The organism is Prosthecobacter sp. (genome assembly GCF_044222565.1).
GTDB lineage: Bacteria > Verrucomicrobiota > Verrucomicrobiia > Verrucomicrobiales > Verrucomicrobiaceae > Prosthecobacter.
The window spans coordinates 401,225-419,258 of sequence record NZ_JBGANA010000001.1; the positions used below are offsets into that span (position 1 = coordinate 401,225).

General features: G+C 60.1%; 14 protein-coding genes. 10 read left to right on the plus strand and 4 right to left on the minus strand.

The genetic code is table 11. The features are described from left to right. The first annotated feature begins 52 nt into the window (after positions 1–52). From ACILSR_RS01550 to ACILSR_RS01580, 7 genes are all read left to right on the plus strand, one after another. Positions 53–1,396, plus strand: a complete 1,344-nt coding sequence (locus ACILSR_RS01550) for a DUF1501 domain-containing protein (RefSeq protein WP_395747957.1) — start codon at positions 53–55, stop codon at positions 1,394–1,396. 64 nt (positions 1,397–1,460) lie between these two features. Next, positions 1,461–2,447, plus strand: coding sequence for a DUF1080 domain-containing protein (locus ACILSR_RS01555; protein WP_395747958.1), 987 nt, complete (start codon positions 1,461–1,463; stop codon positions 2,445–2,447). Positions 2,448–2,641: 194 nt separating this feature from the next. After that, positions 2,642–3,598 (plus strand): cell division protein FtsQ/DivIB, encoded by a 957-nt coding sequence (locus tag ACILSR_RS01560; protein ID WP_395747959.1) that lies wholly within the window; start codon positions 2,642–2,644, stop codon positions 3,596–3,598. An 8-nt stretch (positions 3,599–3,606) separates the two neighbouring features. Then, positions 3,607–4,824, plus strand: a complete 1,218-nt coding sequence (gene ftsA, locus ACILSR_RS01565; RefSeq protein ID WP_395747960.1) for a cell division protein FtsA — start codon at positions 3,607–3,609, stop codon at positions 4,822–4,824. A gap of 43 nt (positions 4,825–4,867) precedes the next feature. Then, positions 4,868–6,601, plus strand: coding sequence for a cell division protein FtsZ (locus tag ACILSR_RS01570; protein ID WP_395747961.1), 1,734 nt, complete (start codon positions 4,868–4,870; stop codon positions 6,599–6,601). A 52-nt stretch (positions 6,602–6,653) separates the two neighbouring features. After that, complete coding sequence (locus tag ACILSR_RS01575; RefSeq protein WP_395747962.1) at positions 6,654–7,973, plus strand: dipeptidase; 1,320 nt, start codon at positions 6,654–6,656, stop codon at positions 7,971–7,973. Positions 7,974–8,075: 102 nt separating this feature from the next. Further along, on the plus strand, positions 8,076–11,336 hold the full coding sequence (locus tag ACILSR_RS01580) for a PSD1 and planctomycete cytochrome C domain-containing protein (protein WP_395747963.1): 3,261 nt from the start codon (positions 8,076–8,078) through the stop codon (positions 11,334–11,336). A 3-nt stretch (positions 11,337–11,339) separates the two neighbouring features. Here ACILSR_RS01580 and ACILSR_RS01585 read toward each other — a convergent pair whose 3' ends face one another. From ACILSR_RS01585 to ACILSR_RS01600, 4 genes are all read right to left on the minus strand, one after another. Next, the gene (locus ACILSR_RS01585) at positions 11,340–12,986 is read right to left on the minus strand and encodes a tetratricopeptide repeat protein (RefSeq protein WP_395747964.1); all 1,647 of its coding nucleotides are present in this window, start codon (positions 12,984–12,986) and stop codon (positions 11,340–11,342) included. Positions 12,987–13,173: 187 nt separating this feature from the next. Next, a complete protein-coding gene (locus tag ACILSR_RS01590) occupies positions 13,174–13,806 on the minus strand; it encodes a PEP-CTERM sorting domain-containing protein (protein ID WP_395747965.1) in 633 nt (210 codons plus the stop codon). Between the two features lie 21 nt (positions 13,807–13,827). Further along, complete coding sequence (locus tag ACILSR_RS01595; protein ID WP_395747966.1) at positions 13,828–15,759, minus strand: alkaline phosphatase; 1,932 nt, start codon at positions 15,757–15,759, stop codon at positions 13,828–13,830. After that, positions 15,756–16,469, minus strand: coding sequence for a hypothetical protein (locus ACILSR_RS01600; RefSeq protein WP_395747967.1), 714 nt, complete (start codon positions 16,467–16,469; stop codon positions 15,756–15,758). The genes ACILSR_RS01595 and ACILSR_RS01600 overlap by 4 nt, the downstream gene beginning before the upstream one ends. Before the next feature lie 157 nt (positions 16,470–16,626). Here ACILSR_RS01600 and ACILSR_RS01605 point away from each other — a divergent pair, with 157 nt between their 5' ends. The 3 genes from ACILSR_RS01605 (at position 16,627) to ACILSR_RS01615 (ending at position 18,026) form a co-directional block, all read left to right on the plus strand. Then, positions 16,627–17,448 (plus strand): hypothetical protein, encoded by an 822-nt coding sequence (locus ACILSR_RS01605; protein WP_395747968.1) that lies wholly within the window; start codon positions 16,627–16,629, stop codon positions 17,446–17,448. A 70-nt stretch (positions 17,449–17,518) separates the two neighbouring features. Continuing rightward, positions 17,519–17,752 carry a hypothetical protein gene (locus ACILSR_RS01610; RefSeq protein WP_395747969.1) on the plus strand — a complete coding sequence of 78 codons (234 nt, stop codon included), beginning with the start codon at positions 17,519–17,521 and terminating at the stop codon, positions 17,750–17,752. A gap of 28 nt (positions 17,753–17,780) precedes the next feature. Continuing rightward, entirely contained in the window at positions 17,781–18,026 is a 246-nt protein-coding gene (locus ACILSR_RS01615; RefSeq protein ID WP_395747970.1) for a hypothetical protein, read from the plus strand. Positions 18,027–18,034 lie beyond the last annotated feature (8 nt).

Consider the following 18,034-nt stretch of genomic DNA (forward strand, 5'->3'; position numbering starts at 1 on the left):
CTCCCATGCTCATCCCTGCCCGGGTCATAGTGATCCGCACGCATTCGCGTTCATGAATCCGCGTGTGAGGGATGGCGTGGTTGTTCACGGTCGGCGCTCCGTGCTCAAAACCAGTCTCGCAGGGCTGGGTGCGCTAAGCCTGCCAGCGCTGATGAAACTGCGGGCGGAAGGCAAGGTCACCAAGGGAAACAAAGCGGTGATCCTGCTATGGATGACCGGCGGCCCATCGCAGATCGACACCTGGGACCCGAAGCCAGACCGGCCCCGTGAGATTCGCGGCCCGTTCAAGACCATTCCCACCAAGCTGCCCGGCACCCACATCTGTGAATACCTGCCGAAGCAGGCCGCGATGCTCGACAAGTTCACGCTCATCCGATCGGTGGACTGCCGCTTCAGCAATCATGAGCCAAACATGGTCATGCAGACCGCAAATCTGGCCAATGAGCCGCGCACGAACCCAAAGGCGAAGTATTACCCATCCTTCGGCAGCATCGTTTCCAAGCATCGCGGGGCCAATCATCCGGGAATGCCGCCGTATGTGGTGCTGAACATGAAGTCGCGCTCGCACGTCGGCTGGGGTGGTTATCTCGGCACGCAGTATGATCCTTTTGATGGGAGCAATGCCACGAAGCTCTTTCAACTGCCAGCCGGTCTCAGCATGGACCGCCTGCAGGCGCGCCAGACACTGAGCAAACAGATGGACGGGCTGCGTGCAGAACTGGACGCCAGCGGCATGATGAGCGCCATGGACAGTTTCTCACAGACCGCCTACGACATCGTCGCCGGAGGAAGGGCGCAGGAGGCTTTCGATCTGAATCAGGAACCGCAGAAGGTGCGGGATCGATACGGTGACCACGACTGGGCCAAACAGGCGCTGCTGGCGCGGCGTCTCGTCGAGCGCGGCTCATCGTTCGTCACCATTGATCTGAGCAACCACGGAGCCTCCGGCACCTGGGACAATCATGGCGACAACATCCCGCCTTACGGTGGCATCTGGAACGGCCTGCGCCCGCTCCTGCCAGTTTTTGATCACGTCATCACCACGCTGGTCAGCGACCTCTCCGAACGCGGCTTGCTCAATGACACCCTCGTCATCACCATGGGCGAGTTTGGCCGCACGCCCACGCTCGGGACGCAGGGCAGCACGGATGGACGAAATCACTGGCCTCACGTCATGTCCATGTCCCTGGCCGGTGGAGGTTTCCGTCACGGCCAGGTCATCGGCGCCTCCGACAAAGACGGCGGCCAGATCGACGAACGCCCCGTCACCCCAGGCGACCTCGCCGCGACGATCTACCATCATATGGGGGTCCCGCTTGATGCGACTTATACGGATCATCAGGGCCGGCCAAACTTCATTGTCGATCAGGGCGCGCCTTTGCGGGAATTGATCTGAAGCTTATGCGGTGCCACGCCCTTCCCATACTGGCGCAAAAGCATTCCCTCTCCACCTTTCAACCATGCGTCTCCTCCTCACCGCTCTCCTGATTGCCTCAGCCCTGCATGCCCAGCAACCCGCCGCGCCAAAACCCAAGGCCTATACCGATCCTGCCCACACGGACGAGGATTTCCCGATTCAGGGAGAGTATGTGGGGGAGATCGATGGAAAGACCTACGGCGTGCAGATCTGGGCTCAGGGCGGCGGAAAGTTTGAGGCAGTCAGCCGCATCGGTGGACTGCCCGGCGCGGGCTGGGATGGCGACAAGGCGACGATAACCCGGGTCATTGGCAAACGGGCCGAGGGGGCCAAAAGCGCAGCGTTCGAGTCGCCGGACGGTTCCATTAAGGCCGAGGTGAACGGCGCGAGCATTCTGGTGAACAACGCTGAGGGCGTGAAGATCATGGAACTCAACCGGATGAACCGGACTTCTCCCACACTCGGAGCCATGCCTCCGGAGAATGCAGTAGTGCTGTTCGATGGCAAAGGCGTAAACCGCTTCCCAAAATCCCGGGTGGATGAATCCATGGGGGCGCTGATGGAAGGCGTCACCAGCGAGGATACCTTTGGCGACTGCAGTCTGCATGTGGAGTTTTTTCTTCCCTACATGCCTGACGCGCGCGGCCAGGGCCGGGGCAACAGCGGCCTGTATCTCCAAGGGCGCTATGAGGTGCAGATGCTCGACAGCTTTGCCCTGGAAGGGAAGGACAACGAATGCGGCGGCCTTTACAGGATCGCTGCGCCGAAGGTGAACATGTGCCTGCCACCCCTGACCTGGCAGACCTATGATGTCGATTTCATCGCCGCCAAATACGACGCCGCAGGCAAGAAAACAGCCAATGCCAGGATCACCGTAAAGCACAACGGGGTGATCATTCACGAGAATCAGGAACTGCCCGGAGACACAACCTCGGCCCCAAACAAGGAAGCGAACACCCCCGGTCCCATCTACCTCCAAAACCACGGCAATCCGGTACGTTATCGCAATATTTGGGTTTTGAAAAAGTAACGCCAGCAACGATTCCGTCGGACCTTCCTAAGGTTTGCCTTAGCCCGAAATTGTGAACAACTTACGCCTCTGTGAATACAGGGGGCGCATTTTTTCGCGAATAATTATGGCAAACAGACTGAGAATCCTTTATTTAAGGCACGTTAACTACCAATTCCGCCGGTGTTTCTCGCCGGTTTTGTGTCTGCCTGACCATGTCCGCTGCCAAGAATGGCTCCAAAAAATCGGCCAAGCGCTCTTCTCGCAAGCGCAAGGGACTGGGCACCCACGTCATCGACTATGAGCCGGAATCTCCCGTGATCCGTGAGCATGAGGCGGTGGAGCGCCGCCGCCGCGGCTTTCGCACGGCCATGTGGTTGATCGCGGCGATGATCGTCATGGGCATCGGCTGGGTGACGTGGCACGAGGCGCTGGAAAAAAACTCTCAGTTCATGCTGAAATCAGTGGAGGTAAACACCAGCGGCACGCTCACCAGGCAGCAGATTGTGGCCGCCACGGGCCTGACCGAGGCAACGAACCTGCTCACGATGAACCTGCGCGAACTGCGCGCCAAAATCGAACGCCTGCCCCAGGTGAAGTCAGCGGCTATTCAGCGTGACTACCATGGCAAGCTCGTTCTCGACGTCGTGCAGCGCATTCCGGTGGCTTGGATCGAATGTCCGAAACAAAAGCTTCTCGGCCCCCTGAGCGGCAAAGGCTGCCTGATGGATGCCGAAGGCGCGCTGGTGCCGTGCAATGTAATCACCAAGGAATACCTCGCCATGCCGCGAATTCTGTTCCCGGCTTTGAGTTCAACCGACCCCGGAAAACCCTCCTCTGAATTGCAGGTACACGCTGCGCTTCGCCTGATGAAGCAGTTGCAAAGCCGCATGCAGGAAGAGCAGCCCGCGCTCGAGGTGATCGAGATCCCGAATTCGTGGTCCTTGGTTGCGCACTTCACCGGAGACACCAAGGTTACTTTCGGTGTGGATGACCTTGATCCTCAGCTGGCACGCTTCGACCGCGTCATGCACGAGGCGCTGGCGCGAAAGTGGCGCATCGCCACGCTGAATCTTATCGCAAGCACCAATACCCCCGCCACTTTTCATGAAACGCCGGATGTCACCGGGCTGAATCTGGCGGACACCGCCTCAACTCCACCCGTACGCTGAAATCACTCATGGCCAAGAGCACCATCTACGCAGGTCTTGAAATCGGAACACACAAGATCTGTGTCGTCGTAGGCGAGGCCAAACGTGACGGCGCCATCAAAATTCTCGGTGTCGGCCAGGCTCCATCCCGCGGCGTACGCAAAGGCGAAATCGTTGATTTTGAGAAGGTTCAGACCTGTGTGAACGACGCCCTGGTGCGTGCGGAAGACCGCAGTGATGTGATGATCCGGAATGTTTTCCTCGGCGTCACGGGTGCACACATCGAGAGCTTGAACAACCGCGGCCGCCACCGTCTGCCGGATGATCAGACTGAAATCACCGAAGATGATGTGGAGGAGGCCAAGGAGATCGCACGCAGCGTCTCCATTCCGCAGTCCAATGTTTTCCTGCACAGCGTCACACGGCAGTACATCGTCGATGGCCAGGAAGCCGTGCGCCAGCCCATCGGACGGGAGGGCCGCATGCTGGAGGCGGACTACCACATCATCCATGGAGTGCGCGGCCGGGTGCAGAACGCGATCCGCTGCGTGCGCGAAATTCCGCTCGAAGTGGAGGACGTGGTCTTCAATCCTGTCGCTGCGGCACAGGTCGTGCTGACACGTGAAGCCAAAATGCAGGGCGCGCTCATGATCGACTTTGGTGCCGGCACTTGTGACTACGTCCTGTATGAAGACGGCATGATCACGGCCTCCGGCTGCGTGCCGCTAGGCGGAGATCACATCACCAATGACGTCTCCATGGCGCTGCAGATTCCAAACGGCCGCGCCGAGCGGCTGAAAGTGGAGGAAGGCAGTGTCTTGTATGACGAAGTGCCGGAAGGTGAGATGCTCAGCATTGAAGACGACACGGGCCTGATTCTCGGCGAGATCGAACGGGCGTTTTTAAACGAGGTCATGAACCTGCGGACTAAAGAAATACTTACCCAGGTGCGTGTTCGTGTGGAGGCCCACCTGGGACGCCTGGGCGCGGGCATTTTCCTCACCGGTGGTGTCAGCATGATGAAAGGCATTGACGTCGTGGCCCGCGAAGTGTTTGGGATCAAGGTCACGCGCGCAGGTTCGGCCCCCGTCAGCGGCATCACCGCCACTTTCGAGAATCCGCAATACTCCGCCCCCATCGGACTCATTCGCTACGCGCAGATTCTGGACAGCGAGAAACCCTTTCTCTCCCCATTGAAGCGCCTCGGCAGACGCATGCAGGAACTCCTCTCATCCGTCACACTTTAACATTTTTTAAAAACACGCACTCCATCCTCAACCACCCACGATTATGGTAGAATACGACCGCTCCCAAACTCCTGAAGGTGTCAGCAAAGCTGCACCCCGTATCTGCATCGTCGGTGTCGGCGGCGCGGGTTCCAATGTTGTCGATCGTATCACGCTTGATCGTATCGTCGATGCCACCCTGGTCTGCGCGCACACGGATGTGCGGGTGCTCGGCCATTCCATGGCACCGTTGAAGATCCAGCTGGGGGCCGACCTCATGAAGGGCATCGGCGCAGGTGGCGATCCGGACCTCGGACGTGAGGCAGCCCTTTTCTCCCGCGAGCAAATCCGCCAGGCGGTCGAAAATCACGACATCATTTTCATCAGTTCCGGCCTCGGTGGTGGCACTGGCAGCGGCGCGGCTCCGGTCATCGCTGAAATCGCCAAAAACACGGGAGCACTGGTGCTCGTCGTGGCCACCATGCCGTTCAGCTTTGAAGGTCGTCGTCGCCTGGCCCAAGCCGAGGAGGCGCTGGAACTGCTGCAAAAACGCGCGGATGCGCTTGTGCTGTTTGAAAACAACCGCATGGGAGAGCTCATCCTGCCCAAGGACGGCATTCAGAAAGCCTTCAACCAGGCGGATCAGCTCATCGCTCAGAGCCTGCGCGCCATTTCGACCATCACCACGACGCCTGGACTGGTAAAGCTCGGCCTAGATGATCTCACTTCCGCACTGGCCAACGCCAACGGCCGCTGCCTCTTCGGGTTCGGCGAAGCCCGCGGCCAGAACCGTGGCACCGAAGCCCTCAAAAAGGCGCTCAAGAGTCCTCTCATCGACTCCGGACGTCTCCTTCACCAGACGAAGAACCTGCTGGTGCATGTGGCCGGCGGTGACTCGTTGACTCTGGTGGAAGTCGAAGGCGTCATGAAGCAGCTCGGCCGTCATGTGCCGGATCAGACACACATTCTCTTTGGCATTGGAGTCGATTCCAAGCTGGGAGATGCAGTCGCAGTCACCCTGATCAGCTCGCTGGGGCTGAACCAGCTCAATGCCCACGCCGCAGCGGCTCCTCCTTCGGAAATGCTGCAGCCACGCGCTGAACTGCCCATCGCCCCGATTTCAGCCCCCACCCCGGCCCCGGCACCTGCCCCAGCGCCAAAACGCGAGGTCGCGACGAGGAAATCCCCTTCCCCCTATGCTCCGCCTGTGGAGTCCCCCCCGGACCTGCTCTTCAAGTCTGAGGAATTCACGTCCGTCCCCGCCGCAGGCGAGGCCTTTCCCTTTCCGCTGACCAGCAACCACAAGGCTCCGGCCGTTGAAATCCCTGCCCCAGCTCCCGCACCTGTTCCAACACCGGCCCCCGCGCCAGTGCTCGAGCAGCCGGTGGTGCACATTGAAGAGCCAGCACCTGCCTTTGAAGAGTTCACAGCTCCGATGATCGCATCCACTCCGGAGACAGCACGCGTCCCTGTGCGCACTCCGGCCGCCAAGGAGCTGGCCGATGCCGCCCGCAGCAACAAAGAATCGACGCTTGCCTCTGTCGTTGCCCGCAGTGTCACCCTGCAGACCGAAGTCGCTCCCGCCCAGGACGATCTCATCTCCTTCGACAGCGAACCCGAGTCCACGATCAGCGCCACTACCGCGGTGCTCACTCGCAAGTCCACAGACAGCCAGCAGACCTTCAGCCTCGGCGAAGAAGATCGCGGCCGCTTCAAGGACACCGAGCCTTCCATCGTGCAGGGCGAGGATCTCGACGTTCCAACCTGGATGCGCCTGAAGAAGAAGCTGCGCCGCTAGGCTCCATAAATCCTGCTCTAAAACAGCAGCCGGGGTGCGTTTGTTCCCTCTCATGAACGCTTCCTTCACACGCCGCCGGCTGCTCCAGGCGCTGCCCATCGCAGCATGCGCGGGCGGTTTCCACATCCATGTTCGCTCCCAGGAGTCGAAAAAATCCTGGATCACCGGGAATCCAGCCATCGACAAGCCGCGTGAAATAGCTCTCGGGTTGCTGAAACCGACACAAGCTCAGATCGAGCACGCATGGGAGCTGCATTTCGGTTCGGTGGTGTTTGAAAGCTACGGCTTCGCCCCCCGCTGCGCCATCGATGCCGAGGCCATGAACGAGGCCATCAAAGCCGGTGCCGGTGCTGCGGAAATCACCGACCTGCGCGAGTCCATGTCCATGAACCGCAACGCGACGAATGAACGCGAGCGCAAGGAATTTCTGGATGCCTTCCACGCTGCCGGCGTGACCTGCATTTTCCAAAACACAGGAGAAGAAGGCAGCGATCCCATGCGGCTGATCAAACGCTTCGCCCATTTCACCAAAGCCACCGACCTGCTGAAACCAGCGCTTTCAAAAGTGGTCACGGCGGATGAAATCGTCGCGTTAAAGAAGGCCGGAAACGTCGGCATCTGCTTCACGACCAACGGTGTACCCCTCATGCAGGACTGGGAGAGCGTGCGCGATGAACTGCGCTTTGTGCGCATCTTCCATGAACTCGGCGCCCGCATGATGCACCTGACCTACAACCGTAGAAACCCCTTGGGAGATGGCGCGGGCGAACCCCACGACGGCGGCCTGAGTGATTTTGGCCACGCCGCCGTTGCGGAGATGAACAAGGTTGGCGTCATCGTGGACGTGGCACACAGTGGCTGGAAGACGGCCTACGACGCAGCGAAGGCCAGCGCACGCCCCATGGTGGCCAGCCACACGACCTGCTGCGGCGTTTACGAACACTTCCGCGGCAAACCAGATGACACCGTCAAGGCCATCTGCGACACGGACGGCCTGGTGGGCATCTGCTGCATTCCGCGCTTCCTTGGGGGCAAGGGAGACATCACGGCGATGATGGACCACCTTGACCACCTCATCAAAAAGTTCGGAGCCAGGCATGCCGCAATCGGTTGTGACGTGGCCTACACCTCCCGCTTTGACAAAGAGGAGCGCGCCAAGCTCCTCAAAGCCCCGGGCGGCAGCGCCGACAGGTGGGAGCATCTCTGGCCGAAGGATAACTATGTGACGACCATCGAGGCGGAGCAGAGCGTGGCCTGGTCCAACTGGCCGCTCTTTACCCTTGGAATGATCATGCGCGGCCACAGCGACGAGACCGTCCGGCAGGTCATCGGCGGCAACATGCTGCGGATGCTCAAGGCAAACGAGGCCTGAAACCTGGCAAAATCCGCCTTTTACGCCCTGCAAGGTGGCACGCGTGCTGCGCGTATGGATTTTGGCGGGAAGTGATGTAGGATCACCCTGTCGAACCCCCACATGACCCTGCGCTTCCAGTTTCCCTCTCTCGTTTTGGGCGGCTTTGCCGTCGCCAGTTCTCTCGCGTCAGCCGCTGAGACCTTCCCCCCCGATCAGATCGAGTTTTTCGAGAAAAACGTCCGGCCAGTGCTCGCAGAGCGCTGCTACGAATGCCATGGTGCGCACAAGCATCAGAACGGATTGAGGCTCGACTCCCGGGAGGCCATCGTGCGCGGCAGTGAGTATGGGAAAGTCGTCGAGCCCGGCAATCCCAGCGCCAGCAAGCTGATCAAGGCCATCAATCATGCCGCCGGCGTCGAGGCCATGCCGAAAAAGGGAGGCAAGCTGGCTGCACCGCAGATCGCGGCGCTCGAGAAATGGATCAGCATGGGACTTCCCTGGCCAGCAGAGGCAGCCGTGGCGGAGCATCCGAAGGCCGATCCCATGCAGCATTGGGCCTTCAAGCCGGTGCAAAAACCCGCGCTGCCCGCCGGCTTCACCGGCAATCCCATCGATGCTTTTGTCGGCGCCAAGCTCAAGGCCGCCGGGCTCGATTTCGCCGCGCCTGCGGATGCCGCCACGGTGACGCGCCGTATTTACCTCACCCTCACCGGTCTTCCGCCGAGGTTTGAGGCGCTGCAGAAAAAGACTGAACCGCAGGCACTCGTGGCACAGTTGCTGGGCCAGCCTGCGTATGGCGAGCGCTGGGCACGCATGTGGCTGGATGTGGTGCGCTATGCAGACACGAATGGCTACCAGGTGGCCGGACGCAGCAATTTCTATCCCTTTGCCTACACCTATCGTGACTGGATCGTCAAGGCTCTGAACAATGACATGCCCTACGATCAATTCGTGAGCCTCCAGCTTGCAGCGGACCGGATCACCGCCGCCACGCCCAATTCGCCCGACCTCGCGGCGCTGGGCTTTTACAATGTGGGAGAGCGTTTCATCAATGACCGCCTGCTCATCGCGGATGATCGCATTGATGTCATCGGTCGTGGCCTGCTCGGGCTGACGGTCGCCTGCGCGCGCTGCCACGATCACAAGTTCGACCCCATCCCCAGCCGCGACTACTATGCGATGTACAGCATCCTGAACAGCAGCGACGAGCCGGATGACACCGTGATGCCCGTCATCGGCAAGGCGGCGAATGAAACCGACGCAAAGGACTATGACGCGAAGGTGGCGGAGATCGCAAAGAAAGAGCTCGATTTCAAACAGACCGTCTACGACGAATTCCGCAAGCCGGAGCGTCTGGCCGAGTACCTCGCGTTTGCCCAGGAGTCTGCTGACATCAAGGACAGCACCGAATTCAAGGGCAAAGCCGGACAGATGAAGCTGCGTGACCGCGTGGCCAATCAATGGCGCGACTTCCTGAAGCGCTACGCCCTCACCGCCAAGCCGCATGCGACGATGGTCGCGTGGAGCCGCTTTGCCAAGCTACCCCAGGCGGAGTTTGCAGCCAAGGCGCCCGCAATCGTGCAGGAACTCGCAAAACCGGAGAGCGGATGCACGCCAGAAATCGCCGCCGCGTTTTCCCAGACGCCGCCCAAGTCGATGAAGGATGTGTCCATGACCTACGCGCGCATCATTCTCGACAGCAAGGTGGAGCCGGTGCGCCAGCTCATGCAGGACAAGCTCTCCCCCATGTCCGTGCCGGTGGAGGGCGCGAATGTGTTCTTCACCCGCAAAGACAGCGAAACGGTGGTCCGCTTCAACAACGAGCGTACCAAGCTGGACAGCACCCACCCCGGCGCTCCGCCGCGTGCCATGGTAATGGTGGACAAACCCAAGCCACAGGACGTGCGCGTCTTCATTCGCGGCAATCCCGCACGCCAGGGCGATCCCGCCCCGCGCGCCTGGCTCACCATGTTTGGCGGCGAAAAGTTCAACGATGGAAGCGGCCGCCTGGAACTGGCGAGACACATCGCCAGCAAGGACAACCCCCTCACGGCGCGCGTGATCGTAAACCGCGTGTGGCTCCAGCATTTTGGCAAGCCGCTCGTCTCCCAGACCAGCGACTTCGGAGTGCAGACTCCGAAGCCCGCGCAGGCGGACCTGCTGGACTACCTGGCCGCCACGTTCATGGAAAACGGCTGGAGCCTTAAAAAGCTGCACACGCTCATTCTCACCTCCCGCACTTTTCAGCAAAGCAGCCACGCCACGCCGGAGAAGCTCACGAAGGATGCTGAGAACGACCTGCTGAGCCGATTCAACCGCCAGCGCCTGGATTATGAGACCATGCGTGACTCGATCCTAGCGGTCACCGGTGAACTCGACACCCACCGCCACGGAGGACGCGCCACGGAGCTCAATGCCAAGGACGCCGACACCCTGCGCACCGTTTACCTCAAGGTGGACCGTTACGATCAGGCCAGCGTGCCTGCCATGTTTGACTTTGCCAATCCGGACAGCCACAGCCCGCAGCGCTTCAACACCACCGTGCCACAGCAGGCGCTCTTCCTGATGAACAGCCCCTTCATGCGCGCCCGTGCGGATGCCATCGCGAAAGAAACTCCGCTGGCTGGCACCACGCTTGATTCCGAAGCCATCCGCGCAATGTATCACCGCATTCTGGCTCGCGAGCCCAAGCCAGATGAAGTGGAGCTGGCCCAGCGCTTCGCTGCCGATGCCACCGAACTCAATGCTGAAAAGACCTTCCGCTGGAGCTACGGCACCATGAAGTTCACCCGCACACCTGAGGGCAAGCCGAGCTTCACCGATTTCCTGGCCTTCACGCAGCTGACGGATCGCGGCGGTGGCGGCCAAAAAATCTGGAGCCCAGCAGCCAAGATTCCAGATCCAAAATGGGGCCACGTCTTCTGGGCCAACTACGGCGGCCATGCCGCGCCAAGTGAATACGTCGTCACCGCCCGCTGGCATGTGCCGATGGACATGAAAATCGACATCGACAGCGTTTTGAGCCGCAGCAGCGATCGTGGCGACGGCGTCCGCGCCTGGGTGTACAATGAGCGCAGCGGCATTCTGGCCGAGCAGCTCTGCAACCCACAGAACAAGAAAGTCCCCGTCAAGCTCACTGCTGAGGTGAAACGCGGAGACACCCTCTGCTTCATCATTCACAACGAAGGCGGCACCGACAGCGACAGCTTCGACTGGCAGCCAACCATCAGCCGCGCCGACACCGGCGAAGTCCTCACCAATTCCAAAACCGACTTCTGCGACGCCAGCCGCTGGCCCATCGGCCGCGCGAAGCCCCAGAGCGCCCTCAGCCAGCTCGCGCAAGTGCTGCTGATGAGCAATGAGTTTATGTTTGAGGATTGACCTCTACCTGGCCATAGCGAGGAATTTTTTTTCTTCGGGGAGGAGCAATGCCATGGGGATTTTTTCGGCGAGCTGAAATCCCGCGGATTCGTCGCCGCTGGTGGTGAGCATGGCGGCAAGGACGGCACGATGTCCTGGCGGCCACGGCAGAATTTGCAGTTTTTTGAGCATGCCAGTTTCCTGAATGGGAGCATGCAGACGGTGGGCGGCCATGGCTTTGAGCAGGAGAAGCCGGGCGGCGTATTCGGTGTCGGACGATTCCTGTGTCTCGTTCATTCTGGAGGCCACCAGTTCGATCGATTCACCTACGAGCAGCGCCAGATAGTCGGCGCGGAACGAGTTGGCCTGATTGCCGGGAGTGAGTTTGGCTATCTCCACCGCCACCTGGAGCAACGCATAGGTGTCGCGAGCAGCAAGGTGCAACGCATAGGCCCTCTCAAGGAGCGTGATGCGGCCCTGAGGCGAAGATGCTAGGGCGGCCGTGGCCTGATAGAAGGCGGTGGCCAGATTCAGGACACCGAGCTTTTCCGCCGTTTCGGCCACTTGAACCGCAGCCGCCGTGTCCTGCCCGCGAGCCGTGGCATCGAAGGCAAGATTCAGATGCTGCTGCACGAGGGCAGCGCCCTCTGCCATTGCGGAGGCAACGCGTGCCTGCCAGAGATTGAATGAAACTGCGCCCAGCACTTTTTCCAGGTCGCGGTCGCGGTCGAAGGCCGTGCGCAGAGCGCTCCACTGCTCCGCCTGGGCCAGCGCCTCGAGTTTGAGCCGGGCCATGTCTGCGGGCATGTCTTTCCATTTCAAATCGGGGGGCAGAAAGGCAAGCAGACGCCTGTGCTCATTGAGCGCGGAGAGCCAGTGTGCGAAGGCGATTCTTTGAGCCTGATCCGCGCTGGCGACGGCTTGTGTTTCACGATCCAAGAGGGCGTCACGTTGATCCGACCGCAGGCGTAGAAGCGCTGTGAGCACTGGATAGCGAAGCTCTCTGCAGGCGGCCTGGCGCGAGGCGTGCACAATCTCCAGGAGGCGGTCTGATTCCTGTGCGCTCAGGGAAGGATCTGCGGCGAGGATGCTGATGGCATCCGCGGTATTTGCGCCGTCTTCCCGAGCCATTTTCCAAAGGCTGTTGCGGCCACGCTGATTGATTTCGGGCTGAGGTTGCTTGAGGTCGAGGACGGCCAGTTTGAGGGTGTTTTTTTCTTCACCAGTTCCGGCGGTCAGCGCCGTTCTGAGTCGGGCGTCCGCCTCGCTGTCACGTTTCTCCATTTTTAAAATGTAGGCTTCTGTCTCGGCGGTCAGGGATTCGGGCAGAAGGGCGAGTGTTTTGCGGGCAGCATCGTGGGAGCCAAGATCAATTTGCGCACGTGCGAGCTTGGCGATGTCCGCGGGGGCCGCATCTTGAGTGCTGGAGAGGCGCTGGAGGGTTTGAACAACATCCGAAGGATGAGCATTCGTGCGGATCTGGAAGTCTGCGATGGCACGCAGCACGGCGGGATCTTTAGGGGCGATTTGAAAGGCTTCTCGTATCCATCGTGCGGCCCCGACCCACTCTTTTTTGTCCATTTCGGCACGGGCCGAAGTCAGGAACCTTCCGGCCTGCCGAGAGCGCCACCATTGCAGCGCGGGCCTGCCGGTGAACCACAGGGTGAACATGAGCATAAGACAACCTATCGAGGCCCAGTTCAACCATGAGAAGCCGGGACGTCGTTGTGGTGCGAAAGAAGTGGAGCGTCGTTTTTTCATCGGCCGGAGGGAGAAAAATTGGTCTGAGCAAAAAAGAAAAGATGACCCGGCAGGAAGAAATCTCCCCACCGGGTCATCCGGGCCAACAACACACTGTTTACATACGACGGCGGCGGAACACCGCGACGCATGTGCCGAGACCCAGCAGCAGAATGCGGGAGGGCTCGGGCACCGCCGCTACCGTCGTCATGCTGAGATTGTCATAAAACGCACCGGCGGGCAGTACGACCTTGCTGACTCCGGAGAGCGCCAGGGCGGACTGGTTGACTGAGAATCCGGATGTCGTCTGGTTCACATTTATGCTGTAGAGCAGTGCATCCAGGGCATTGTAGAACTCGATGGCCGTGCCGAAGGGGGTGCCAAGGGTGCTGTTGTCCAGCGTCACACCGAAGGCTGAGATGTCCTGCGGTGTGCTGAAGCTGAACAAGACGGACTGGTCCACGACGTCAAGCGCATTGCCCGCAATTGGCGCACCGTAACCACGTGCCGAGGGAAGGCCCACGGTGATGGCTGGCGCGGTGGTGTCGGGGCGATAGCTTGGAGCTGGCAGCGGATCGCCGTTGGAATCGACGGTTTCGATGTAGGCGTAAGCGGCCGACACAGTGCCCGTGAGTGGACTGCCTGAGACAGCAGGCGTGGCATCGGAGGTGAACGAGTAGTTCAGCACCGTGGCCGCCTGCGTGCTGGCGCACATGGCGGCCAGCGCGAAGAGAGGAAGAAATCGCTTCATAAGAAACAGACGAAGGGAGTTTTACTTCGCACCGCCGATGGCGGCCTGCATGGCCTTGAAGAAGGCGTCGGTGTTGTCGAAGACGCCGGTGAAGGCTGCGGAGCCACGGCCACCCGCGGAGAGAGGGATGTCGGAGGCGGTGTGCACGGCGCTTTGCACGCCGGTGCCAGGCTGCTGACCGGTGACGAGGAAATTGCCGGCGGTGTCGCGGGCGATGGGATCCTGATTGTAGGTCGGATTGGTCAGCCAGTCTTCATAGCGGTCGGAGTTGCCGGCATACCCAATCAGCATGCGGTAGTCCACATCCATCGTGGTGGGGTAACCATCAGCGGCATTGGTGTAGGCAGGGAACTTCGCGTTGTCGTAGGTGCCGACGACCGGAGCGCGGAGCTGCGCTGCGCCACCACCGGAGGCTGCACGAGTGACGAGGGAGCTGTTGGTGACGAGGCTGCCGCCGATGATGTTGATGCCGGCGCATTCGTGGTCGGCGGTGACGATAATGAGCGTGTCTGGATTGGAAGCCTGGAAGGCGATGCAACGGGCCACGGCGCGGTCAAGCTCGATGGCATCGTGCACCCAGCGCTCGGTGTCCATGTTGTGAGCCTGCTTGTCCACTGAGGCAGCTTCGATCATCATGACGAAACCATTGGCGTTCTTGCTGAGCACGCTGAGGGCCTTGTCGGTCATCTCTTCAAGCATGGGTTGATCCGGGAAGGTGCTGATCAGGCTGCCGGCAGCGGCAGTGCTGGTGCGGCGGTAGGCGATCTTGTCGAGAGAGACGTCCATATGGCCGGAGTTGAAAAGGCCGAGCAGCTTGGTTTCGCTGCCGGTCATGGCGTTGAGACCTGCGAGATTCGGCGCATAGTAAAAGCCAGCGGTTTGGAAATCAGCGATCAGGTCGCGGTTGGGATCCACAGCACCGGCAGGCACACTCCAGCCAGTCTGGATGTCTGTCGGGACGACGTAGTCAGCGCCGGAAGCGGTGGTGCTGTTGACACGTGCGGAGCCGCCCGTAGTGGAAGGAAGGAACCATTTGCGACCACCGCCCATGAGGACGTGAAGGTTGTGATTGGCAGCAGCCTCATCAAGGTACATGTCGCAGATGCCGGTACCAGCACCGCGGTCCTGAGTGGAGACGGCGAAGGCGGCAGGTGTGGCGTCTTCCACGTCTGCGGTGGTGACGATGCCGAGCCACTTGTCCTGCGTGCGGGCGAGGTAGTTGCCCATGTGCTCGACGCGGGGATTGTCCCACTTGTCGGTGGTGTCATCCGGGAAGACGCCTTCCTGGCCGTTGTTGGCCTTGTTGCCCGTGGAGTAGCAATGAGCACCAGGGGCGGAGTCCGTGACGATGGAGTTCAGCGAGTGCGTGGTGACGATGCCGGTGACAGGAAGCGTGTCGATGGCCAGAGGATCGACCGCCTTGCCAAGTGCAGCGCCTTTGGAGACGATACGTGCAGCGGTGCGGTGGGCGATGCCTGTGCCGTCGCCAATGATCCAAATGATGTTCTTGGCTTTGCGGCCAGCGTTCAGGACGATGTTGGCGATCTCGAAGTTGCCCGTGGCTGTGGCCTGAAGGGAGTCGCTCTGTGTGGCTTCCACGGTCAGTGTTTTCACACCGGGGGTGGTGTTCGAATAAGCACGGACCACGGCGCTGAACTGATTGGAGCCGATGCTGGTGAGGGCGGAGGCACCTGCGGCGGGAACGACGGTGACGCCGTTGACCTTGAACACGACGCCTGTGATCGTTTTGCCTGCATCTGCCGTAATGGTGGCCTGCAGATCAAACCGCTGAGCCGGGAGGAATCGGGAGATGTAGGGAGGCGTGGAGTCATTGTAGCTGAACAGCGCGCTGGGCGGAGTCAGGCGTGTGACGGTGGGCGCCGCGAAGGCGCTGCCGAGGGCGCAAAGGCCGCTCAGCGCAGCGATGAACTGCGTGGTTTGTTTGAGTTTCATGGAATGTCAGAGGTGATGTTATTGTCTCGGTTTCTTCTGGGGTTGAAGAAAGGGGCGGGGACGTCTGAGCGCGGCAGCGCACCCACATCGCCTGGGAGCGGCACGGCCCGGCCCAACTGAAAGGCGACGGGCTTTCTGACCTCCAGCAAGGCACTGGTGTGAGCATCCGTGATGGCTTCACAACGAAGACGAAGATGGGAGATGCGACCGCTCAGCTCCTGGTGGGACCCCAGCTCGAGCGTGCCATAAAGAGTCATCTTTTCCCGCCGCCAGGCGGGCGCCTCCTGCCCACGCACGGGCTGGATGACATAGACCATGTGCGGAGGAATGCTGTCCGCCAAACCTTCTTCACGCTCATTATAGACACGTGGTATGGCGCAGAAAAGAAAGGCGCTGGTATCGATGTCAGCATGCCTCACCATGAAGCCGGTGATGCAAATCTTTTTGCCATCCATGGCTTTGATCTTGGTGGTGTATTCCAAGCCCTTCGGGCCAGCGGGAGTCACGAACATTTCATCGAACGAGAGAGGCGCGTAGCTCCTGCGATCCTCTTCTGAAAAGGCGGCTGCCGCTTGTGCCACAGGAGCTGCGGGCGCGTCTTCACGCTGATCTTCTGACTTGGCGGAAGTGTTGGTGTTGATCAGCAGCAAGATCGCCACCGCTGCAAATGCAGTGAGTGGAATCAGCCATGTGAGCGGGCGGAGGTTCATCGCCGCCGATTGGAGCACTCAGCGTTTTTGCATCAACGCATCAAGCGGAACGAAATTGTTCCCGGAACAATTTCGTTGCTCAAGCACGCGGGTCGAAAATGTTGCGATGAAGATTGTCTTTGCATACGGATGCGCGTGAAAAGATGCCTCTCGAAACATGCGCGAGCCAATCAGCACACTTCAATTGCGAACCTGTCACGTGATCCTTGCACTGACATGGATTGCGCGCGGCGTGATGGCCGGAGAGCCTGCTGTATTTGCGCCACCGAAGCCGCATCCGGTGTCGCGTTATGAAAGAGGGTGGCGTAGCAATCCCTTCACGGTCAAGACCACTCCGGCCGAGGTGCCCAATGCCTCGTTTGCCGAGAACCTGGTCATCGCTTCGGTGTATGGAAATCTGGCGGACCCGACCGTGGTGCTGGCCAATGTGAAAACGAATGAGAGGATTCGTTTGAGGAGGAGTCAGACCGCGGTGAATGGACTCAAGCTGGAGCAAGTGCACGTGGGGTCTGGAAGACGCAATGACATGCGGGCCAAGGTGTCGCTGGGAGTGGAGACTGCGGAAGTTTATTTCGGCACGGACTACTTGAGGCAGGTGGCGGCTGTGGAAAGCACCAAGGCAACACAGGCCGTACTGCAAAAGCGGCAGCAGTCGCTCAGCCAGCATTCAGGCAGCACGATGCGAGCAATTGGAACTCAGCAACAACAGCACCAGCAAGCGATGAGTGGTGGCAGCGTGGCGCCCAATGGTGTTGCGGCGTCGTCCACTCGCCAGGATGCGTGGCTTGTCGCAGGTGCTTCCCATTCATCTGCGGCTGCCATTCCTGGGAGCAGCCAGACGGGGGCCACCCACAATGACAGTCATGTCTCGACGCCATCTTTGGCAGAGGACCTTTCAGGAGTCGCTCACATCTCCCTGAGACGTTATAACTTCCGATCGGGGGACGAAATCCCCGTGCCGAATCCTGATCCGCAGTAAGGTGGGTGGCGCAAAGCCCTGTGAGAAATGTTCTCGACATTGTCCCCGCGCTCACAGTACCATTTGTGGCATGAAATTGCCGCGTGCTCGTCTTGTCCTGCGTTGTGCTGTTGTTTGTTCTTCGTTGGGACTGCTGCTTGGCTGTGCGTGGTTCGCGCACAAGCAGGCCAATCCGTCCATGATGCCTGGCTCCAAGAGCGGCGCATTGATCATGTCCGGCAGCAAGTCGTTTACGGGTGGGACAACGGTGGTTGGAAATGCTTTGAAGACCGGCAAGCAGCAACAGCCTCCTGCCAAGCCGTGAATGAAATTGCTCGATGTTTCCTTCGCGCATGAAAACACGATCTAAACTCATCCAAATTGGAGGTCTGGTGACTTCTCTGGCGCTGCTGGCCGGCTATGTGATCTATGCTCAATCCAAAGGCCGGACGGAGGCGCGAGAAACGAAGGAGGAATTTGTGTTTCCCAGTTCCAAGTCGCTTACCAGCCCTGTTTTCTCCACTTCAAAAGCGAATGAGATGCTGAAGACGAAGTACAGCTCGGCCAATCCTGCGGCTGCTCCAGCGGAAAAGCCATGAGACGTCCC

What these genes read in the sequence shown, in the direction of transcription:
- ACILSR_RS01575 (WP_395747962.1), top strand. Translation starts at nt 6,654, where the DNA reads ATGAACGCTTCCTTCACACGCCGCCGGCTGCTCCAGGCGCTGCCCATC.
- ACILSR_RS01605 (WP_395747968.1), top strand. Translation starts at nt 16,627, where the DNA reads ATGCGCGAGCCAATCAGCACACTTCAATTGCGAACCTGTCACGTGATC.
- ACILSR_RS01615 (WP_395747970.1), top strand. Translation starts at nt 17,781, where the DNA reads ATGAAAACACGATCTAAACTCATCCAAATTGGAGGTCTGGTGACTTCT.
- ACILSR_RS01560 (WP_395747959.1), top strand. Translation starts at nt 2,642, where the DNA reads ATGTCCGCTGCCAAGAATGGCTCCAAAAAATCGGCCAAGCGCTCTTCT.
- ACILSR_RS01585 (WP_395747964.1), bottom strand. Translation starts at nt 12,986, where the DNA reads ATGTTCACCCTGTGGTTCACCGGCAGGCCCGCGCTGCAATGGTGGCGC.
- ACILSR_RS01595 (WP_395747966.1), bottom strand. Translation starts at nt 15,759, where the DNA reads ATGAAACTCAAACAAACCACGCAGTTCATCGCTGCGCTGAGCGGCCTT.
- ACILSR_RS01570 (WP_395747961.1), top strand. Translation starts at nt 4,868, where the DNA reads ATGGTAGAATACGACCGCTCCCAAACTCCTGAAGGTGTCAGCAAAGCT.
- ftsA (WP_395747960.1), top strand. Translation starts at nt 3,607, where the DNA reads ATGGCCAAGAGCACCATCTACGCAGGTCTTGAAATCGGAACACACAAG.
- ACILSR_RS01600 (WP_395747967.1), bottom strand. Translation starts at nt 16,469, where the DNA reads ATGAACCTCCGCCCGCTCACATGGCTGATTCCACTCACTGCATTTGCA.
- ACILSR_RS01610 (WP_395747969.1), top strand. Translation starts at nt 17,519, where the DNA reads ATGAAATTGCCGCGTGCTCGTCTTGTCCTGCGTTGTGCTGTTGTTTGT.
- ACILSR_RS01555 (WP_395747958.1), top strand. Translation starts at nt 1,461, where the DNA reads ATGCGTCTCCTCCTCACCGCTCTCCTGATTGCCTCAGCCCTGCATGCC.
- ACILSR_RS01590 (WP_395747965.1), bottom strand. Translation starts at nt 13,806, where the DNA reads ATGAAGCGATTTCTTCCTCTCTTCGCGCTGGCCGCCATGTGCGCCAGC.
- ACILSR_RS01550 (WP_395747957.1), top strand. Translation starts at nt 53, where the DNA reads ATGAATCCGCGTGTGAGGGATGGCGTGGTTGTTCACGGTCGGCGCTCC.
- ACILSR_RS01580 (WP_395747963.1), top strand. Translation starts at nt 8,076, where the DNA reads ATGACCCTGCGCTTCCAGTTTCCCTCTCTCGTTTTGGGCGGCTTTGCC.